Source organism: Shimia sp. Alg240-R146 (assembly GCF_947331465.1).
GTDB lineage: Bacteria > Pseudomonadota > Alphaproteobacteria > Rhodobacterales > Rhodobacteraceae > Shimia.
In genome coordinates, this window is sequence record NZ_CAMZOK010000001.1 from 1,477,856 (window position 1) to 1,494,675 (window position 16,820).

Genomic DNA, 16,820 nt, shown 5'->3' on the forward strand with positions numbered 1-16,820 from the left:
TCAGTTTCCTTCCATGGAGAGCGCGGCATTCACCAGCGCTGCTTGTTGGGCTTTGTGTTGGCTTGCGAGACCGGTTGCGGGCGACGCCGAAGCGGCGCGGCCTGCATAGACCGGACGGGTGTGTTTGGCTTTGATGCGTGTAAGCGCCCATTCGATGTTGGGTTCGATAAAGGACCATGCACCCTGATTTTTAGGCTCTTCCTGACACCAGACCATCTCGGCGTTTTTGAAGCGTTCCAGTTCCTTGATCAGCGAATGCGCCGGGAACGGGTAATACTGTTCAATCCGCATCAGATAGATGTCGTCGATGCCGCGTGCGTCGCGTTCTTCGAGCAGGTCATAGTAGACTTTGCCCGAGCACATCACGACACGTTTGACGTCTTTGTCTTTCTTGAGCTTGGTGTCGGAGTGACCTTTTTCGGCGTCATCCCACAGCACGCGGTGGAAAGAAGACCCGTCAACAAAGCCCTCGGCCTCCGAGATCGCCAATTTGTGGCGCAGGAGAGACTTGGGTGTCATCAGGATCAGCGGCTTGCGGAAGGTGCGGTGCAGCTGACGGCGCAGGATGTGGAAATAGTTCGCCGGTGTGGTGCAGTTCGCCACGATCCAGTTGTCGCCACCACACATCTGCAGGAAGCGTTCCAGGCGTGCCGAGGAGTGCTCGGGGCCTTGGCCTTCAAAGCCGTGTGGCAGAAGCACTGTCAGGCCCGACATGCGCAACCATTTGCTTTCGCCGGAGCTGATGAACTGGTCGAACATGATCTGCGCGCCGTTGGCAAAGTCGCCAAACTGCGCTTCCCACAGGGTCAGTGCGTTGGGTTCTGCCAGAGAGTAGCCGTATTCAAATCCAAGCACCGCATATTCCGACAGCGCGGAGTCGATGACTTCGTACTGGCTTTGGCCTTTGCGGATGTTGTTGAGCGGGTAGTAACGCTCTTCGGTGTCCTGGTTGATGATGCCGGAGTGGCGTTGCGAGAAGGTGCCGCGGGTGGCGTCCTGACCGGACAGGCGTACCGGATAACCTTCCGCCATCAGAGACCCAAATGCCATTGCCTCAGCTGTGGCCCAGTCGAAGCCGGTGCCGGTTTCAAACATCTTGCCGCGGGTGCCCAGCAGGCGGCCGATGGTTTTATGAACCGGGAAGCCTTCGGGAACGGTGGACAGGGCTGTGCCAATCTCGGCCAGCGTTTCGGGCTTGATCGAGGTCTGGCCGCGATCGTAGTCGTCTTTCTGTTTGTCCAGATGCGACCAGCGCCCGTCCAGCCAGTCGGCCTTGTTGGGTTTGAAGTCTTTGCCCACTTCGAACTCTTCGTTCAGGTGCGCTTGGAACGACGCCTTCATATCCTCGATTTCGCCTTCGGGGATCAGACCGTCTTTGACCAGACGTTCGGTATAAAGCGTCAGCGTGGTCTTATGCTTTTTGATGTTCTTGTACATCACCGGGTTGGTGAACATGGGCTCGTCGCCCTCGTTGTGACCAAAGCGGCGGTAGCAGAACATGTCGATGACCACGTCCTTGCCGAACTTCTGGCGGAACTCGGTGGCGACTTTGGCCGCGTGTACCACGGCCTCGGGATCGTCGCCGTTGACGTGGAAAATCGGCGCCTCGACCACCAACGCGTTGTCGGTGGGATAAGGCGAGGAGCGCGAGAAGTGCGGCGCGGTGGTGAAGCCGATCTGGTTGTTCACCACGATGTGCATGGTACCGCCGGTTTTGTGGCCACGCAGGCCAGAGAGCGCGAAGCATTCCGCCACAACGCCCTGACCGGCAAAGGCTGCGTCGCCGTGCAGCAGGATCGGCATGACCGAGGTGCGGCTGTCGTCGTTGCGCTGGTCTTGCTTGGCGCGCACTTTACCAAGCACCACAGGGTTCACCGCCTCAAGGTGCGAGGGGTTCGCGGTCAGCGACAGGTGCACGGTGTTGCCGTCAAATTCGCGGTCAGAGCTGGCGCCGAGGTGATATTTCACATCGCCCGAGCCGTCGACGTCTTCCGGTTTGAAGCTGCCGCCCTGAAACTCGTTGAAGATCGCACGGTAGGGTTTGGCCATCACATTGGCGAGCACCGACAGGCGGCCACGGTGGGGCATGCCGATGACGATTTCGCCAACGCCAAGGCTGCCGCCGCGTTTGATCACCTGCTCCATCGCCGGAATGAGGCTTTCGCCGCCGTCCAGACCAAAGCGTTTGGTGCCCATGTATTTCACATGCAGGAATTTCTCAAAGCCCTCGGCCTCAACCAGCTTGTTGAGGATCGCCTTGCGGCCCTCGCGGGTGAAGGTGATTTCTTTGTCGTAGCCTTCGATGCGTTCTTTTAGCCAGCCCGCTTCTTCGGGGTTGGAGATGTGCATGTATTGCAGCGCGAAGGTGCCGCAATAGGTGCGCTTCACGATGTCCATGATCTGGCGCATCGTGGCGATGTCCAGTCCGAGAACCTTGTCGATAAAGATCGGGCGATCCATGTCGGCGTCGGTGAAGCCATAAGATTTCGGGTCCAACTCTGGGTGCGGGGTCTGATCGCGCATGCCCAGCGGATCAAGGTCGGCAACCAAGTGGCCGCGAATACGGTAGGCGCGGATGATCATCAGCGCGCGGATGCTGTCCAGAACGGCACGTTTGATGGCTTCGTCTGAGACCTCAACGCCTTTCTCGGCGGCTTTCTCTTTGATCTTTTTGCCTGCAGCTTTGGCTTCGACAGGCTCTACCCATTCACCAGTCAGGGATTGGGTCAGATCATCTGCAGGCTGCGGTGGCCAATCGGCGCGGGCCCAGCTGGGGCCAGCGGCCTCGGCCTTGACGTCGAGTTCGGCATCGCCAAGCTGGCGGAAGAACTCTTGCCAAGCCGCGTCGACCGCATTGGGGTCGGCGGCATAGCGGGCATACATCTGTTCGAGATATTCCGCATTGTGCCCCTGCATGAAGGAGGAGGCGTGGAAGATGTCGTTCGGGCTTTGATCTGTCATTGTTTTGACCCCTGGGTTGGGATGGGCTGATGCAGTTGGGTTTGGGCGACTGGCTGCATCACGTTGTCGGCAGGTTCGGTTTGATCGGGTGAAGGCGCATAGCCAAACCGCTCGAAACTCCAGTCATAATTGCGAAGGACCGCGTCGACAGCACGGGGCGTAAAGAAATCCGCTAGTGCAAAATCGCCACGAGCGGTGCCGGTCGCTTTGGTGCGGGGCAGCGAGGTGTTTGCGGTCTCGATATTGTGCGCGTCGCATAGGGCGGCGAGATCACTTTCGAGATGTTCATAGCGAAGGCACTGATCCGGTACAAAAGAACCGTTGTCGAAAAAAATGTCACGGTCATCGGGGAAGTCGCTGTTGAGAATGAAATCTTCAACAGCGGCGCGCAGTTCGGGCAGAGCGGCTGGAGCCTGGCGATCGGCTTTGCGCAGACGCCAGTAAAAACCAGAGAGCATCCGGTCAAATGGATTGCGCACGGTGGTCACTTTACTGGCGCTTTGCCAGCGGGGTTCGCCCAGATAGGCACGCATTTGGGTGGAAGACAGGTGATTTTGCCACTTGTTGCGCCACCAAAGCAGGTTTGGTCGGGCGTTTTTACGACGCCCGACAATGCCGCGTTGATTGACAACAGCAGCAGTTTTTTCAGAAGGCGGGCCTTGGGTGATACCACAAACCTGTTGCAGGAACATCTCGACGGATGTTCCCGCTGTTTTCCTCGATTTGAGGAAAATAAGGTTATGGGTATGAGAGACCAGCACCGACGCTTTAGCCGAGCTCGATCGCTTTGAGCACAGCTTCGCCCAAACCGGCGGGGCTGTCGGCAACCACGATGCCGGCTTCTTTCATCGCGGCGATCTTGTCGTCCGCGCCACCTTTGCCGCCAGCGACGATTGCGCCAGCGTGGCCCATGCGGCGGCCGGGAGGGGCCGTGCGACCAGCGATAAAGCCAGCAGTTGGTTTCCAGCGACCTTTCTTGCGCTCGTTGGCGAGGAAGTCAGCAGCTTCTTCTTCTGCAGAGCCACCGATTTCACCAATCATGATGATCGACTGGGTTTCTTCGTCGTCAAGGAACATGTCGAGGATGTCGATGTGTTCGGTGCCTTTGATCGGGTCGCCGCCGATGCCCACAGCAGTGGACTGGCCCAGACCGATGTCGGCAGTCTGTTTGACGGCCTCATATGTCAGGGTGCCGGAGCGGGACACAACACCAACCGAGCCACGTTTGTGGATGTGGCCGGGCATGATGCCGATTTTGCACGCATCAGGCGTGATAACACCGGGGCAGTTGGGGCCGATGAGGCGGCTTGCGCTGCCTTGCAGGGCGCGCTCAACCTTCATCATGTCCAGCACGGGAATGCCTTCGGTGATGCAGATGATCAGTTCCATTTCAGCGTCAATCGCTTCGAGGATCGAGTCTGCCGCGAAGGGGGGCGGGACGTAGATCACCGACGCGTTGGCTTCGGTCACGGCCTTGGCTTCGTGCACCGAGTTGAAGACGGGCAGGCCAAGGTGGTCAACGCCGCCTTTGCCGGGTGTGACGCCGCCAACCATTTTGGTGCCATATGCGATGGCTTGTTCAGAGTGAAAGGTACCCTGCGAGCCGGTGAAGCCCTGACAGATAACCTTGGTGTTTTCGTCTACGAGAATAGCCATGGGTGTTATCCTTTCACCGCTTTGACAATTTTTTCTGCACCGTCGCTGAGGTTGTCAGCGGCGATTACGTCAAGGCCGGAGTTGTTGATGATGGCTTTGCCTTCTTCAACGTTTGTGCCTTCCAGACGTACAACCAGTGGAACCTGCAGGCCGACTTCTTTGACCGCAGCGACAACGCCCTCTGCGATCACATCACAGCGCATGATGCCGCCGAAGATGTTCACAAGGATGCCTTTGACCTGTGGGTCGGAGGTGATGATCTTGAAGGCTTCGGTCACTTTCTCTTTGGTGGCGCCGCCACCGACGTCGAGGAAGTTGGCAGGTTCAGCACCGTAGAGTTTGATGATGTCCATGGTGGCCATTGCGAGGCCCGCACCGTTCACCATGCAGCCGATTTCACCGTCCAGAGCGATGTAGTTGAGGTCATACTTGGAGGCCTCAAGCTCTTTGGAGTCTTCTTCGGTTTCGTCACGCAGTTCAGCCACGGCGGGCTGGCGGTACATGGCGTTGCCGTCAAACGCGACCTTGGCGTCGAGCACTTTCAGATCACCGGAGCCTTCCAGAACGATCAACGGGTTGATCTCCAGCATCTCCATGTCACGCTCGATGAAGGCTGTGTAGAGTTGGCCCATCAGTTTCACACATTGTTTGACCTGCGCGCCTTTGAGGCCGAGGGAGAATGCAATGCGGCGGCCGTGGTAGGCTTGGTAGCCTGTGGCCGGATCAACGGAGAAGGACAGGATTTTCTCGGGTGTGGCTTCGGCCACTTCTTCGATGTCCATGCCGCCTTCGGTGGAGCAGACAAACGAAACGCGCGATGTGGCGCGGTCTACCAGCAGAGCGAGGTAGAGTTCGTTTTCAATGTCTGAGCCATCTTCGATGTAAATGCGGTTGACCTGTTTGCCAGGGGCGCCGGTCTGGTGGGTCACAAGGGTGCGGCCCAGCATCTTTTTGGCTTCTTCAGCGGCTTCTTCAACCGAGAAGGCAAGGCGGACACCGCCCTTTTCGCCTGCGTCGGCTTCTTTGAAGGAGCCTTTGCCGCGGCCACCAGCGTGGATCTGAGCCTTAACAACCCAAAGTGGGCCGTCAAGTTCACCAGCTGCGGATTTGGCGTCTTCTGCTTTGAGAACTACGCGACCTTCGGACACCGGGGCGCCGTAGGAGCGAAGCAGGGCTTTCGCCTGATATTCGTGGATGTTCATGGAACTGTCCCATCTTGCTGCGATTGGCGGAGTTTTGCCACGAATCTCAGATGGGAATATAGCGATTTCTTTAATGTTAGCGCATTTTTGCCGTTTTGTGATCACAGTCGAAAAAAGTGTGATCACAAATTTGGTGGAGTCAGCGGTTTCTTGGTTTCCGCTCGGTAAACAAAGCCTGTCAGGCTTGATAGGTATTGGTCCAATTCGGAATCGGCGAAACGTGGAACGGTGGCCGCTAGGTTGGATAGATCGCTGACAGGGGGCTATCTGTTTGGGCCTCGCGGGTGAAGGCAGCATCGGTCGGCGACAGAAGGTCAAACCGAGCCTGACGTGCCGCCGCGGCGTAGTCGGTTCCAAAGCTTTGGCGGCGGGCAAAGCCTCGGGCGTCGTTGCCGGGAAGCTTGGTTTGAGGCGGAAGTGCGATGCCAATTTTAGCAAGTGTGCCGGTCGGGTCGCTTGCGAGGTCTTCGTAGCGAATTAGGCTGCTGTTGGCATATCGGGACAGAAGGTTTGAGTATGCATTTGCTTTTGCGGCATGAAGGCGAGGCAAATTTGGCAAACTGCGCTGCTCAAGGCTGTCGCGGCCGACGCAAAGCCATTCCTGACGGATAAATCGGGAAAAATCGCGCGGGACCGGCTTCAAGGTATGAAATGGGTTGCGGTGCATAGATCGTAGCCAGACCGCTGGGTGGCGCAGGATGATCAAGACCGCCGGTTGATGGTGATCGAGGAATTCGGTGTGAAAAGCTTCATTTGGTGCGGCGTGTTTCCAGCCGCCTGAAGTTGGCAGATCGCGCAAGTGCCAGCGATCCAGCGTTTCCTCTCGTGCGGCGGTGTAGGAGGTCAGGGCCTTCCATGGACTGTGAAACCGGGCCAAATCGCGCCATGTGAGCATTGGCAGATTGGGGTAAAGATGCAGGCCCGAAATCTGCGACAGGATCCCGTCAAGCAGGTTGGTGCCGCTGTTGCGCTCGCCCAGAAGTTTGAGGCCGTTTGAGGTGTCCAGTTGGCGGTTCAGGCCGAGCATGCAAAGGGCGTGCTTTCATTAAGTCCAAAGGTGGCGCGAGGATGCACCCGCGCCCAATGCGGCGCAACAAAAAAGCCCGCCGTAGTGGCGGGCTTTTTCGATTGTTTGTCGGCTGCGGCTTAGGTCAGCGAGCCGTCGATGCCTTTGCACGCATCAACGAGACCCTGAACGGCCTTAACGGAAACGTCGAACATGTCCTGCTCTTCTTTGTTGAGCTTGATGTTGACGATTTTCTCGATGCCGCCGGCACCGATCACGGTGGGCACGCCCACATACATGTCTTTCACGCCCAAATCGCCGTCACAGTAGGCAGCGCATGGCAGAACGCGTTTCTGGTCTTTGAGGAAGGCTTCGGCCATCTCGATTGCGGACGCGGCGGGCGCATAGAACGCGGAGCCGGTTTTCAGCAGGCCAACGATTTCGGCGCCGCCGTCACGTGTGCGCTGAACCATAGCGTCGAGTTTTTCCTGTGTGGTCCAACCCATGTCGATCAGGTCAGGCAATGGGATACCAGCAACGGTGGAGTAACGTACCGAAGGCACCATTGTGTCGCCGTGACCGCCGAGAACGAAGGCTGTCACGTCGCGCATGGAGACGTTGAATTCTTCAGCCAAGAAGTGACGGAAGCGCGCGCTGTCCAGAACACCCGCCATGCCGCAAACCATGTGTGCGGGCAGGCCGGAGAATTTCTGCAGAGCCCAAACCATCGCGTCCAGCGGGTTGGTAATGCAGATGACAAAGGCGTTTGGCGCGTGGGCTGCAATGCCTTCGCCAACCGACTTCATGACTTTGAGGTTGATGCCGAGCAGGTCATCGCGGCTCATGCCCGGTTTGCGCGCAACACCAGCGGTCACGATGCAGACGTCGGCACCGGCGATGCCAGCGTAGTCCGAGGTGCCGGACATGGCAGCGTCGATTTTCTCAACGGGGCCGGATTCTGCGATGTCGAGCGCTTTGCCCTGAGGCAGGCCGTCTGCGATGTCAAAGAGAACAACGTCGCCGAGTTCTTTGAGAGCGGCGAGGTGAGCGAGCGTGCCGCCGATGTTACCTGCGCCAATGAGGGCGATCTTGGGTCGTGCCATGGGATCAGTCTCCGGTCCGTGTGAATTGTCGCGGGTGGCTTAAGGCGAAATCGGCGTTGACGCAAGGGTTTGCAGGTGCAGCGAGGCTTCCCGTCGCACCCTGGACCGTCGATTCAAATTTATATGTTCGATTTCAACGCTCGCTTGCATTGTCGTTTCAGCAAGGGATAAAGTTGGATGAAATCTATACCGAAAAATGAGGACAGACGAATATGAACTCTGCTGCAAAAACGCTTATGGTTCTGGCTCTTGCGGGGATGACATTGTCAGCTTGCGGTAATGGCGGAAACACCACCAACGAGGTGTCGACCCAGACATTGGGACAGGAATTGGCGGACCTTGAACGGGCCTATGCGGGCGGGTTGTTGTCCGAAAAAGAATACAACGAACAGCGCAAAAAACTTTTGAAAAAGTGATGCTGTTTCCTCCAATGGCGCGGCTTGATGGGCTGCGCCTGAGCGACGGATGATTGATTCTTTTCAAGTGTTTGCGCTAGCGGCGTTGGCCGTTGGTTTCGCAGGTATTTCCAAAGCTGGATTCGGATCTGGCGCCGCCTTTGCCTCGGCGGCGCTTTTGGCGTTAGTGATGCCGCCCAAGGTGGCGCTGGGCATCATGTTGCCGTTGCTGATGCTGATCGATCTGGCCGCTTTGCGCCCCTTTTGGGGCAAGTGGAGCTGGCCCGACGCAAAGGTGCTGATTCTCGGTGGGGTTCCGGGGGTCGCGGCGGGCGTCTGGCTCTTTTCAGTGGCCAATGACGACGTACTTCGCCTTTTGATTGGTTTGGTGTCCGTAGGATTTGTGGCGTGGCAGCTGTGGACCGGCGCAACCAAGCAGCGGGTGGTGCCGATTTGGGGTGGGCTTGTCGCGGGGTGCGTCGCAGGATTTACCAGCTTTATTAGCCACGCAGGTGGGCCGCCAGCAGCTGTTTATTTGCTGTCGCGCGGGCTCGGAAAAACCACGTATCAAGCCACCACGGTTTTGGTGTTTTGGGTCATCAACATTGCGAAATTTGTGCCTTACGCCTTTTTGGGCGCGTTCTCGTTGCAGACGCTTTGGGCAGATATCATCTTGGCGCCATTTGCAGTGTTGGGCGCGGTCGTCGGCGTGAAGGCCCACTACGTTTTGCCGGAGCGGGCCTTTTTTGCAGTGACCTATGTATTGCTAACGCTCACCGGCGCGAAACTGATTTTCGATGCGCTAACTTAGGCGCCGTCGTCTTGAGCCGGCAACGCCTCGGCGAGGTGTTCGTACGCCTGACCGCTGGCCACGAGGCAAGTGCTGCCATTGGGCAGGGTGACTGTGATTGTCCAGCTGCCGGAGATTTCGGAGGCAAAGACCTCGATGACCGCGCCTTGTTGGGCAATACCGAGTGCCTGACGGGTTTCGCCGTAACGTTCGGCAAGCTGGGTCAGAACGGTGTCGCGGGCTGCACAGTTTTCCTGGGCTTCGGAATGCGTGGCGGCCATGATCATAAGACCAAAGGCCATCGCCATTTTGAGATTGAAGTGTTTCATATGCCTGTCCTTTCAAATGTCCTTGGCGCACGGCCATTGATTGGTGTTGGCTGGCTCTGTGTGCGCAAACGATGGGAAAATTCTGCGGGTCGGGGTGGAAATATTGGTTAATGCGCCGCGCGGCTGGCCCGAGGAACGGTGCGTCACCTGTGGTTTTTCTGCGATGCGGCAATTTTGATCTTGAACTTATCTGAGAAAAATGCCCCATTCTGCGCAACAAAATTACGGAGAGAGATCATGGATCAGCGCGCACGCCCCTTTCGGTCAGTACTTTATATTCCAGGATCGAAAGATCGGGCGCTGGAGAAGGCGCGCGGATTGCCGGTGGATGCGATCATCTTTGATCTTGAAGACGCCGTGTCGCCGGATGAGAAAGACAACGCGCGTGCCACATTGGCTGCAGCGCTGGACCAAGGCGGATACGGCAGCCGGATGCGGATTGTGCGGATCAACGGGTTGGACACGCAATGGGGCGAAGCTGATGCCATAGCGGCGGCCGATATGGATTGTGATGCCGTGCTGTTGCCAAAGGTTGAGAGCACCGAACAACTGGACGCTCTAGTGGCGCTGATTGGCGACAAACCGATCTGGGCGATGATGGAAACGCCGCGCGGTATGCTGAAGGCGGCTGAGATAGCGGCCTATCCGCAGCTCACAGGGTTTGTCATGGGTACCAATGACTTGGCCAAAGAATTGCAGACGCGTTTTCGTGCCGATCGCCTGCCAATGATGGCTGGGTTGGGGCTGTGCCTGTTGGCCGCCAAGGCGGAAGGCATTGTGATTGTGGACGGGGTATATAATGCGTTCAAAGATGCCGACGGGTTGAAGGTGGAATGCGATCAGGGCCGCGATATGGGTTTTGACGGCAAAACGCTCATTCATCCGGCACAAGTCGATGTGGCCAACGCGGCCTTTGCGCCAAGCGACGCTGAGATTGATCTCGCCAACCGGCAGATTGCTGCGTTTGAAGAGGTTGAGGCAAGCGGGCAGGGCGTCGCCGTGGTTGACGGCAAGATTGTCGAGAACCTGCATGTTGTCACGGCCCGCGAAATTTTGGCGAAGGCGGATGCAATTGCCGCGCTGGAAGGGTAACTCTGGTCCCATAACCAAATAATCCAGCGAGGGAGCGAGATGACTTTATTGGTTTTGGGAGTACTTTTGTGGGCCGGAGCCCATTTCTTTAAACGCGCGATGCCCGGTGTACGGGAGCCGATGGGAGACAAAGGCAAAGGCGTTGTTGCGCTGGCGCTTGTGGTGTCGATCGTGCTGATGGTGCTTGGCTATCGGGCCGCAGAGGTTACGGACACGCTGTGGTCGACGCCAAGTTTTGCGAAACATATCAACAACCTCGTGGTGCTGATTGCGATCTTTATGATGAGTCCGGCGCCACGCAAAGGCAAACTCTTGAATGGTGTGCGCCACCCGATGCTGATCGGTTTTGCGCTTTGGGCGGCGGCACATGTGTGGGTCAACCCCGACATGCCGTCGGTGGTGCTGTTTGGCGGGCTTTTGCTGTGGTCGCTTATTGAGATTGTTGTGATCAACAAGGCGGAAGGGCCTTGGTCGCCAACCGAGACCGGCACAATCGCCAAGGACGGCATGTTCATGGTTGCCTCAATCATCCTTTTGGTGGTGATCGGTCTTATTCACGGGCTGCTAGGCCCATCTCCATTTGGAGCGTAACGGTATGAAACTCTATCGTTTTCTCTCCGAAGAGGACACATCTGCGTTCTGTCACAAAGTGACAGACGCGCTTAACAAGGGGTGGGAGCTGTATGGCTCCCCGACCCAAACCTTTTGCCACAAGACCGGCGTGATGCGTTGCGGCCAGTCCGTGGTGAAAGAGGTGGACGGTACCTACACCCCGGAGACCAAACTGGGAGAACACTAATGGCCAAGACCAATCCGGGCCGGTTTTTTGAAGACTACACGCTGGGTCAGGTGATCGAGCATGCGGTGCCGCGCACCGTGGGTGCAGGTGAACGCGCGCTCTATCATGCGCTCTATCCGGCGCGGCATGCGCTGTATTCCAGTGACGAATTTGCGCGGGCCTCTGGCCTGCCGCAGTCGCCGCTGGATGATTTGGCGGCATTTCACGTGGTCTTTGGCAAAACTGTTCCGGATGTGTCGTTGAATGCGGTGGCAAATTTGGGCTACGGCGAGGGCCGGTGGCTAAAGCCGGTTTATGCGGGCGACACGTTGCGTTCGTCGAGCGAAGTGATTGGTCTGAAACAGAACTCCAATGGCAAAACCGGCGTGGTTTATGTGCGCACGCGTGGCATGAACCAGCGCGACGAGGTTGTGATGGAATACGTGCGCTGGGTGATGGTGCGCAAACGCGATGTGGATGCGCCGGCACCGGAAACGGTGGTGCCTGAGTTGTCCAAAGTGATTGCCGCCCAAGATTTGGTGATCCCTGAGGGGCTGGATTTTTCAGGCTACGATTTTGCCCAAGCCGGTGAGACGCATCGCTGGGGCGACTATGACATTGGTGAAACCATCAACCACGTCGATGGTGTGACGCTTGAAGAAGCCGAACATATGTTGGCCACGCGCCTTTGGCAGAACACGGCCAAAGTGCATTTCGATGCCACGTTCCGTCCCGATGGGCAGCGCCTGATCTATGGCGGGCACATCATTTCGCTGGCGCGGGCTTTGTCGTTCAATGGCTTGGCGAACGCGCAGATGATTGTGGGTCTGAACGGCGGCGCGCATGCCAATCCGGCGTTCAGCGGCTTGACCGTAAAAGCGTGGTCCGAAGTGTTGGACAAGGCCGAAACCTCAGCGCCCGGCGTTGGTGCGATCCGGTTGCGGCTGGTGGCGACGAAAGGCGGGGCGCCGTTTGAGCTGAAGGGTGAAGACGGGAAATACCTGCCGGATGTGCTTCTGGATTTGGACTATTGGGCGTTGATGCCAATGTAGGTCGCACACATCAAAGTGACAGCGCAGATGAGAAACTGGGCATAGAATGCGGTCATGATTGGCCGCATTTTTTCATTTTGGGTTATGGGAGCAGCACCCGTCGCCGCCTGTGACATCGCTCTTTTGCTGGCGGTTGATGTTTCGGGCAGCGTGGACGCGCGCGAGTACCGCGTGCAGATGGATGGGTTGGCCGCGGGATTGCGCGACGGCATTGTGGTTGAGGCCTTGATCAAGGCCGAGGCGGCCGTGGCGTTGATGCAGTGGACCGGTACGCGGCGACAGCAGGTGTCCGTGGGTTGGACCCGCGTGCGCTCTGCGGACGACTTGGACACTTTGGCACAGGCTGTCGAAGCAATGCCGAGGGCCTGGTCGAAATATTCAACGGCGATAGGGGACGCCTTGTGGCGAGGGGCGGATTTGATGGATCAGGCGCCTGAATGTCGGCGCAGGGTGATTGATGTGTCCGGCGACGGTGTTTCCAACGAAGGGATTGAGCCAGCACAAGGGCGGGCCCGTTTGGCCGCGATGGGTGTGACTGTGAACGCCTTGGTGATCGAGACCGATGACACCGACCTGACCGGCTATTTCTGGGAAAATGTGATCACAGGCTCCGGGGCATTTGTGGTGACCGCAAACGGGTTTGAGGAATACCCGGCACGCATCCGGCAAAAGCTGATCCGCGAAGTGGCCGAGCAGTTTGCTGGAAATCCCTGAGATAAGTGCAGATATGTGAGCGCAAACAGTTTCCGACCGCTTGGATTCGCGATATTCTATGTTGGAATAAGCCGGATTTCCCCGAGGTTAATCCGACAAAAACCATTGGAATTGAATTTTGTGATCACGAATTATTCCGCGTGATCACAAAGGTCAAATAAAGCGCAAACTGTGCCAAAAAAGCGCGGATTTTTGCGGGCCTAAAAGGTGACAGCCCGCAAAAAAACGTTAGTAAAGTGGCAAGGGAACCTGAAAGGATTCAATATGGCTGACGCGAAAAGGGTCGAGCGCCCGCTTTCACCTCACCTGACGATCTATCGCCCGCAGCTGACGTCGATGACGTCGATCCTGACTCGGATCACGGGCAATGCGCTGATCGTCACCACTTTCATCATCGTCTGGTGGCTTCTGGCCGCTGCGGTAGGACCGGAGCATTTCGCCGTCGCAGACGGGTTTGCCACAAGCCTGCTGGGCGACGTGATCTTTGCCTTGTCGGCGTTGGGGCTGTGGTATCACTACCTCGCCGGTTTGCGTCACCTGATCTTTGACGCGGGTCGCGGACTTGATATCCCGACCGCAGAAAAGCTCGGCTGGGCCTGCATCATCGGATCGGTTGTTCTGACCGTTCTGACAATCATCATCGTCTGAGGGGGCTGATCATGCGTTTTCTGACCGACCGCAAGCGTGCCGAAGGGCGTGGCGCCGCACATGCCGGCACCGAGCATCACTGGTATATGCAAGTGAGCGCCGTGGGCCTCGCGTTCATCGTGCCGGCGTTTATCTTTTTGTTCGGCTCGTTGCTTGGCGCGCCGTATGAGCACGTCATCGCTGTTCTGAGCCGTCCGTTCCCTGCGATCCTGTCGGGTCTGGTTCTGGTTTTCGGCCTCGCGCACTTCCGCAAGGGCGCGCAGATGATGATTGAGGATTACACCCGCAAGTCCACCCGCAAGGCGTTGGTGATGCTGGTGATCATCTTGACATACGGCCTGACCGCCGCCGGCCTGTTTGCGCTGGCGAAAATCGCGCTTTGAGGATTTGAGACATGGCTGAGTACGAATACGAAACACATGACTATGACGTTGTCGTGGTGGGGGCCGGCGGTGCCGGTTTGCGCGCCACGCTCGGCATGGCCGAACAGGGCCTGCGCACCGCTTGCGTGACCAAGGTTTTCCCGACACGGTCCCACACGGTTGCCGCGCAGGGTGGTATCGCTGCCTCGCTAGGAAACATGGGCCCGGACAGCTGGCAGTGGCATATGTATGACACCGTCAAAGGCTCTGACTGGCTGGGTGACACGGATGCGATGGAGTACCTCGCCCGCGAAGCGCCCAAGGCGGTTTATGAGCTTGAGCACTACGGCGTGCCGTTCTCGCGGACTGAGGAAGGCAAGATTTACCAGCGTCCGTTTGGTGGTCACACCACCGAATTTGGCGAAGGCCCAGCGGTGCAGCGGACCTGTGCAGCGGCGGACCGGACCGGTCACGCGATCCTGCACACGCTTTATGGTCAGTCGGTCAAAAACAACGCTGAGTTCTATATCGAGTATTTCGCGATCGACCTGATCATGTCCGAGGATGGACAGTGTCAGGGTGTGGTCTGCTGGAAGCTGGACGACGGCACCATGCACGTATTCAACGCCAAAATGGTGGTGTTGGCGACGGGTGGCTACGGCCGTGCGTATTTCTCGGCCACTTCGGCGCACACCTGTACGGGTGATGGCGGCGGTATGGTGGCCCGTGCGGGCTTGCCGATGCAGGATATGGAATTCGTGCAATTCCACCCAACAGGTATCTACGGCTCTGGCTGTTTGATCACCGAGGGCGCCCGCGGCGAAGGCGGGTATCTGACGAACTCCGAAGGCGAGCGGTTCATGGAGCGCTATGCGCCTCAGTATAAGGATCTCGCGCCGCGCGATTACGTGTCACGATCGATGACAATGGAGATCCGCGAAGGTCGTGGTGTGGGCGACAACGGAGACCACATCTTCCTGAACCTCAACCACTTGCCTGCCGAGGCATTGGCAGAGCGTCTGCCGGGTATCTCGGAAAGCGCGAAAGTGTTTGCCGGTGTGGATGTGACGAAAGAGCCGATCCCGGTTTTGCCAACCGTGCACTACAACATGGGCGGCATTCCTACCAACTATTGGGGCGAAGTGCTGAACCCGACCGCTGATGATCCGACGGCCGTTGTGCCGGGTCTGATGGCTGTGGGCGAAGCAGGCTGTGCGTCCGTGCATGGTGCGAACCGCCTGGGGTCGAACTCGTTGATTGACCTTGTGGTGTTTGGCCGCGCGTCGGCCATTCGTGCTGGCAAGGTTGTGGATGCGGATGCGCCAAACCCTGTGCTAAACCAAGCCTCTGTTGATAAGGCGTTTGATCGCCTTGACGGGCTGCGTAATGCCAAGGGCGGCACACCAACTGCGGAATTGCGCCTTGAGATGCAGCACACCATGCAGGCAGATGCGGCTGTGTTCCGCACGGACAAAACCCTCAAAGAGGGCGTTGAGAAAATGACCGCGATTGCGGCCAAGATCGACGATCTGCACGTCACGGACACCTCGCTGGTGTGGAACAGCGATCTGATGGAAACATTGGAGCTGACCAACCTGATGCCAAACGCTTTGGCCACCATCCACGGTGCCGAAGCCCGTAAGGAAAGCCGCGGCGCGCATGCGCATGAGGATTATTCGACGCGGGATGACGAAAACTGGCGGGTACACACGCTGAGCCGGATTGACGGCAACGCGGTTGACCTGAGCTATCGTCCGGTGATCGAAGATCCGCTGACGACGGAAACCGAAGGCGGCATCAGCCTCAAGAAAATCGCGCCCAAAGCGCGGACCTTCTAGGGCAGCGGCTTGGGCGCAGCGCGCACCATATCGGCCACCCGCCGGGTCATCGTTCATATCGGTGCCCAGAAAACCGGGTCGACGTCGTTACACCGGTTCCTGACACGCAATCGGGACGCGCTGGCGGCGCGTCTTGACGTTCGCGTGCCCGAGAAGGGCACGTTGACGCGGGAATTGGGTCGGACCTGCGCATTGTATAGTTTGAAGCCTGCGGCGCATGAGGCGTCTCTGGTGGATCTTTTGACGCAGTTGCGCGCCGAGCTTGAGAGCGAAGACCGTGTCTGCATCATCAGCCACGAGAACATCGTGGGCGCAATGATGGGGCGGCGCGGGGTGCGTGACCTTTACCCACGTGCGGGTGAGATCGTGTCATTGATCGAGACCCATCTTGCGCCTTTCAAGCCCGACTATGTGCTTTATACCCGCGAGCGGGCCAGCTGGTTGCGCAGCGTTTATAATCAAGCGGTTAAGTCAGATGGCTATGCCGGAACACAGGCCGCGTTTGAGGCGGAAACCGCCAAGGCACGCGACTGGGCTGCGGTTGCAGCCGAAGTGGCGCAAGTGGTCGGTGACGACCGTCTGCGTGTGTTTGCGCTTGAGGATGAGTCCACTGCAGACCGCCCCGGTCGTCAGCTTTTGCGTCTCGCGGGCCTGACGGATCCAGACATCGACGCGCTGACGCCCCTTGAGGGGCGCAGCAACCAGAGCCTCAACAAGGGCTCTTTGGAATTCATGCGCCAGCTTAATGGTTTGGGCCTTGCCCAACCGGCCCGCAAAAAAGTGGCCGCGCTGGTGAAAGACAATCAATCGCTTTTTGACACGGATCGTCAAAAGGCCTGAGACAGGACGAAGGATGGTGTGAGTGTCACATCCATCCACGGATAGGAAGGAAAG

At 57.9% G+C, this 16,820-nt stretch carries 18 protein-coding genes; 11 read left to right on the plus strand and 7 right to left on the minus strand.

Going from position 1 to position 16,820, the window contains the following annotated elements; genetic code table 11:
• The 6 genes from PG871_RS07110 to mdh all read right to left on the minus strand — a co-directional run bounded on the left by PG871_RS07110 (position 1) and on the right by mdh (position 7,928).
• Positions 1–2,961: a 2-oxoglutarate dehydrogenase E1 component gene (locus PG871_RS07110; protein WP_270727711.1), complete on the minus strand. Its 2,961-nt coding sequence runs from the start codon at positions 2,959–2,961 to the stop codon at positions 1–3.
• A complete protein-coding gene (locus PG871_RS07115; RefSeq protein ID WP_270727713.1) occupies positions 2,958–3,788 on the minus strand; it encodes a sulfotransferase family 2 domain-containing protein in 831 nt (276 codons plus the stop codon). Before PG871_RS07115 ends, PG871_RS07110 begins: the two co-directional genes overlap by 4 nt.
• Complete coding sequence (gene sucD, locus PG871_RS07120; protein WP_270727715.1) at positions 3,730–4,617, minus strand: succinate--CoA ligase subunit alpha; 888 nt, start codon at positions 4,615–4,617, stop codon at positions 3,730–3,732. Before sucD ends, PG871_RS07115 begins: the two co-directional genes overlap by 59 nt.
• A 5-nt stretch (positions 4,618–4,622) precedes the next feature.
• Positions 4,623–5,819 (minus strand): ADP-forming succinate--CoA ligase subunit beta, encoded by a 1,197-nt coding sequence (sucC, locus tag PG871_RS07125; RefSeq protein ID WP_270727719.1) that lies wholly within the window; start codon positions 5,817–5,819, stop codon positions 4,623–4,625.
• Positions 5,820–6,054: 235 nt separating this feature from the next.
• The gene (locus PG871_RS07130) at positions 6,055–6,846 is read right to left on the minus strand and encodes a hypothetical protein (RefSeq protein ID WP_270727721.1); all 792 of its coding nucleotides are present in this window, start codon (positions 6,844–6,846) and stop codon (positions 6,055–6,057) included.
• Between the two features lie 119 nt (positions 6,847–6,965).
• Positions 6,966–7,928 carry a malate dehydrogenase gene (gene mdh / locus PG871_RS07135; RefSeq protein WP_270727726.1) on the minus strand — a complete coding sequence of 321 codons (963 nt, stop codon included), beginning with the start codon at positions 7,926–7,928 and terminating at the stop codon, positions 6,966–6,968.
• A 212-nt stretch (positions 7,929–8,140) separates the two neighbouring features.
• On the opposite strand from mdh, the gene PG871_RS07140 reads away from it, so the two are divergent.
• The gene (locus PG871_RS07140; protein ID WP_270727728.1) at positions 8,141–8,344 is read left to right on the plus strand and encodes a hypothetical protein; all 204 of its coding nucleotides are present in this window, start codon (positions 8,141–8,143) and stop codon (positions 8,342–8,344) included.
• Between the two features lie 49 nt (positions 8,345–8,393).
• Positions 8,394–9,134: a sulfite exporter TauE/SafE family protein gene (locus PG871_RS07145; RefSeq protein ID WP_270727730.1), complete on the plus strand. Its 741-nt coding sequence runs from the start codon at positions 8,394–8,396 to the stop codon at positions 9,132–9,134.
• Here PG871_RS07145 and PG871_RS07150 read toward each other — a convergent pair.
• Complete coding sequence (locus tag PG871_RS07150) at positions 9,131–9,442, minus strand: hypothetical protein (protein ID WP_270727732.1); 312 nt, start codon at positions 9,440–9,442, stop codon at positions 9,131–9,133. The two genes, PG871_RS07145 and PG871_RS07150, sit on opposite strands and share 4 nt — an antisense overlap.
• A gap of 237 nt (positions 9,443–9,679) precedes the next feature.
• Between PG871_RS07150 and PG871_RS07155 the strand changes: the two genes are divergently transcribed.
• The 9 genes from PG871_RS07155 (at position 9,680) to PG871_RS07195 (ending at position 16,766) form a co-directional block, all read left to right on the plus strand.
• Positions 9,680–10,534: an HpcH/HpaI aldolase/citrate lyase family protein gene (locus PG871_RS07155; protein WP_270727733.1), complete on the plus strand. Its 855-nt coding sequence runs from the start codon at positions 9,680–9,682 to the stop codon at positions 10,532–10,534.
• Positions 10,535–10,573: 39 nt separating this feature from the next.
• A complete protein-coding gene (locus tag PG871_RS07160; RefSeq protein ID WP_270727736.1) occupies positions 10,574–11,125 on the plus strand; it encodes an NnrU family protein in 552 nt (183 codons plus the stop codon).
• 4 nt (positions 11,126–11,129) lie between these two features.
• Positions 11,130–11,333, plus strand: coding sequence for a DUF1737 domain-containing protein (locus tag PG871_RS07165; protein WP_270727738.1), 204 nt, complete (start codon positions 11,130–11,132; stop codon positions 11,331–11,333).
• Positions 11,333–12,364 (plus strand): MaoC family dehydratase, encoded by a 1,032-nt coding sequence (locus PG871_RS07170; RefSeq protein ID WP_270727740.1) that lies wholly within the window; start codon positions 11,333–11,335, stop codon positions 12,362–12,364. The genes PG871_RS07165 and PG871_RS07170 overlap by 1 nt, the downstream gene beginning before the upstream one ends.
• An 84-nt stretch (positions 12,365–12,448) precedes the next feature.
• The gene (locus PG871_RS07175; RefSeq protein WP_270727741.1) at positions 12,449–13,078 is read left to right on the plus strand and encodes a DUF1194 domain-containing protein; all 630 of its coding nucleotides are present in this window, start codon (positions 12,449–12,451) and stop codon (positions 13,076–13,078) included.
• Between the two features lie 264 nt (positions 13,079–13,342).
• Entirely contained in the window at positions 13,343–13,726 is a 384-nt protein-coding gene (sdhC, locus tag PG871_RS07180) for a succinate dehydrogenase, cytochrome b556 subunit (protein ID WP_270727744.1), read from the plus strand.
• A gap of 11 nt (positions 13,727–13,737) precedes the next feature.
• A complete protein-coding gene (gene sdhD / locus PG871_RS07185) occupies positions 13,738–14,109 on the plus strand; it encodes a succinate dehydrogenase, hydrophobic membrane anchor protein (RefSeq protein WP_270727746.1) in 372 nt (123 codons plus the stop codon).
• 11 nt (positions 14,110–14,120) lie between these two features.
• The gene (gene sdhA, locus PG871_RS07190; RefSeq protein ID WP_270727748.1) at positions 14,121–15,926 is read left to right on the plus strand and encodes a succinate dehydrogenase flavoprotein subunit; all 1,806 of its coding nucleotides are present in this window, start codon (positions 14,121–14,123) and stop codon (positions 15,924–15,926) included.
• Between the two features lie 9 nt (positions 15,927–15,935).
• Positions 15,936–16,766, plus strand: coding sequence for a hypothetical protein (locus tag PG871_RS07195; protein ID WP_270727751.1), 831 nt, complete (start codon positions 15,936–15,938; stop codon positions 16,764–16,766).
• Positions 16,767–16,820 lie beyond the last annotated feature (54 nt).

Coding starts and splice junctions, on each gene's coding strand:
- sdhC (WP_270727744.1), top strand. CDS start 13,343: ATGGCTGACGCGAAAAGGGTCGAGCGCCCGCTTTCACCTCACCTGACG.
- PG871_RS07170 (WP_270727740.1), top strand. CDS start 11,333: ATGGCCAAGACCAATCCGGGCCGGTTTTTTGAAGACTACACGCTGGGT.
- sucD (WP_270727715.1), bottom strand. CDS start 4,617: ATGGCTATTCTCGTAGACGAAAACACCAAGGTTATCTGTCAGGGCTTC.
- sdhA (WP_270727748.1), top strand. CDS start 14,121: ATGGCTGAGTACGAATACGAAACACATGACTATGACGTTGTCGTGGTG.
- sdhD (WP_270727746.1), top strand. CDS start 13,738: ATGCGTTTTCTGACCGACCGCAAGCGTGCCGAAGGGCGTGGCGCCGCA.
- PG871_RS07160 (WP_270727736.1), top strand. CDS start 10,574: ATGACTTTATTGGTTTTGGGAGTACTTTTGTGGGCCGGAGCCCATTTC.
- PG871_RS07155 (WP_270727733.1), top strand. CDS start 9,680: ATGGATCAGCGCGCACGCCCCTTTCGGTCAGTACTTTATATTCCAGGA.
- mdh (WP_270727726.1), bottom strand. CDS start 7,928: ATGGCACGACCCAAGATCGCCCTCATTGGCGCAGGTAACATCGGCGGC.
- PG871_RS07165 (WP_270727738.1), top strand. CDS start 11,130: ATGAAACTCTATCGTTTTCTCTCCGAAGAGGACACATCTGCGTTCTGT.
- PG871_RS07150 (WP_270727732.1), bottom strand. CDS start 9,442: ATGAAACACTTCAATCTCAAAATGGCGATGGCCTTTGGTCTTATGATC.
- PG871_RS07145 (WP_270727730.1), top strand. CDS start 8,394: ATGATTGATTCTTTTCAAGTGTTTGCGCTAGCGGCGTTGGCCGTTGGT.
- sucC (WP_270727719.1), bottom strand. CDS start 5,819: ATGAACATCCACGAATATCAGGCGAAAGCCCTGCTTCGCTCCTACGGC.
- PG871_RS07175 (WP_270727741.1), top strand. CDS start 12,449: ATGGGAGCAGCACCCGTCGCCGCCTGTGACATCGCTCTTTTGCTGGCG.
- PG871_RS07130 (WP_270727721.1), bottom strand. CDS start 6,846: ATGCTCGGCCTGAACCGCCAACTGGACACCTCAAACGGCCTCAAACTT.
- PG871_RS07110 (WP_270727711.1), bottom strand. CDS start 2,961: ATGACAGATCAAAGCCCGAACGACATCTTCCACGCCTCCTCCTTCATG.
- PG871_RS07140 (WP_270727728.1), top strand. CDS start 8,141: ATGAACTCTGCTGCAAAAACGCTTATGGTTCTGGCTCTTGCGGGGATG.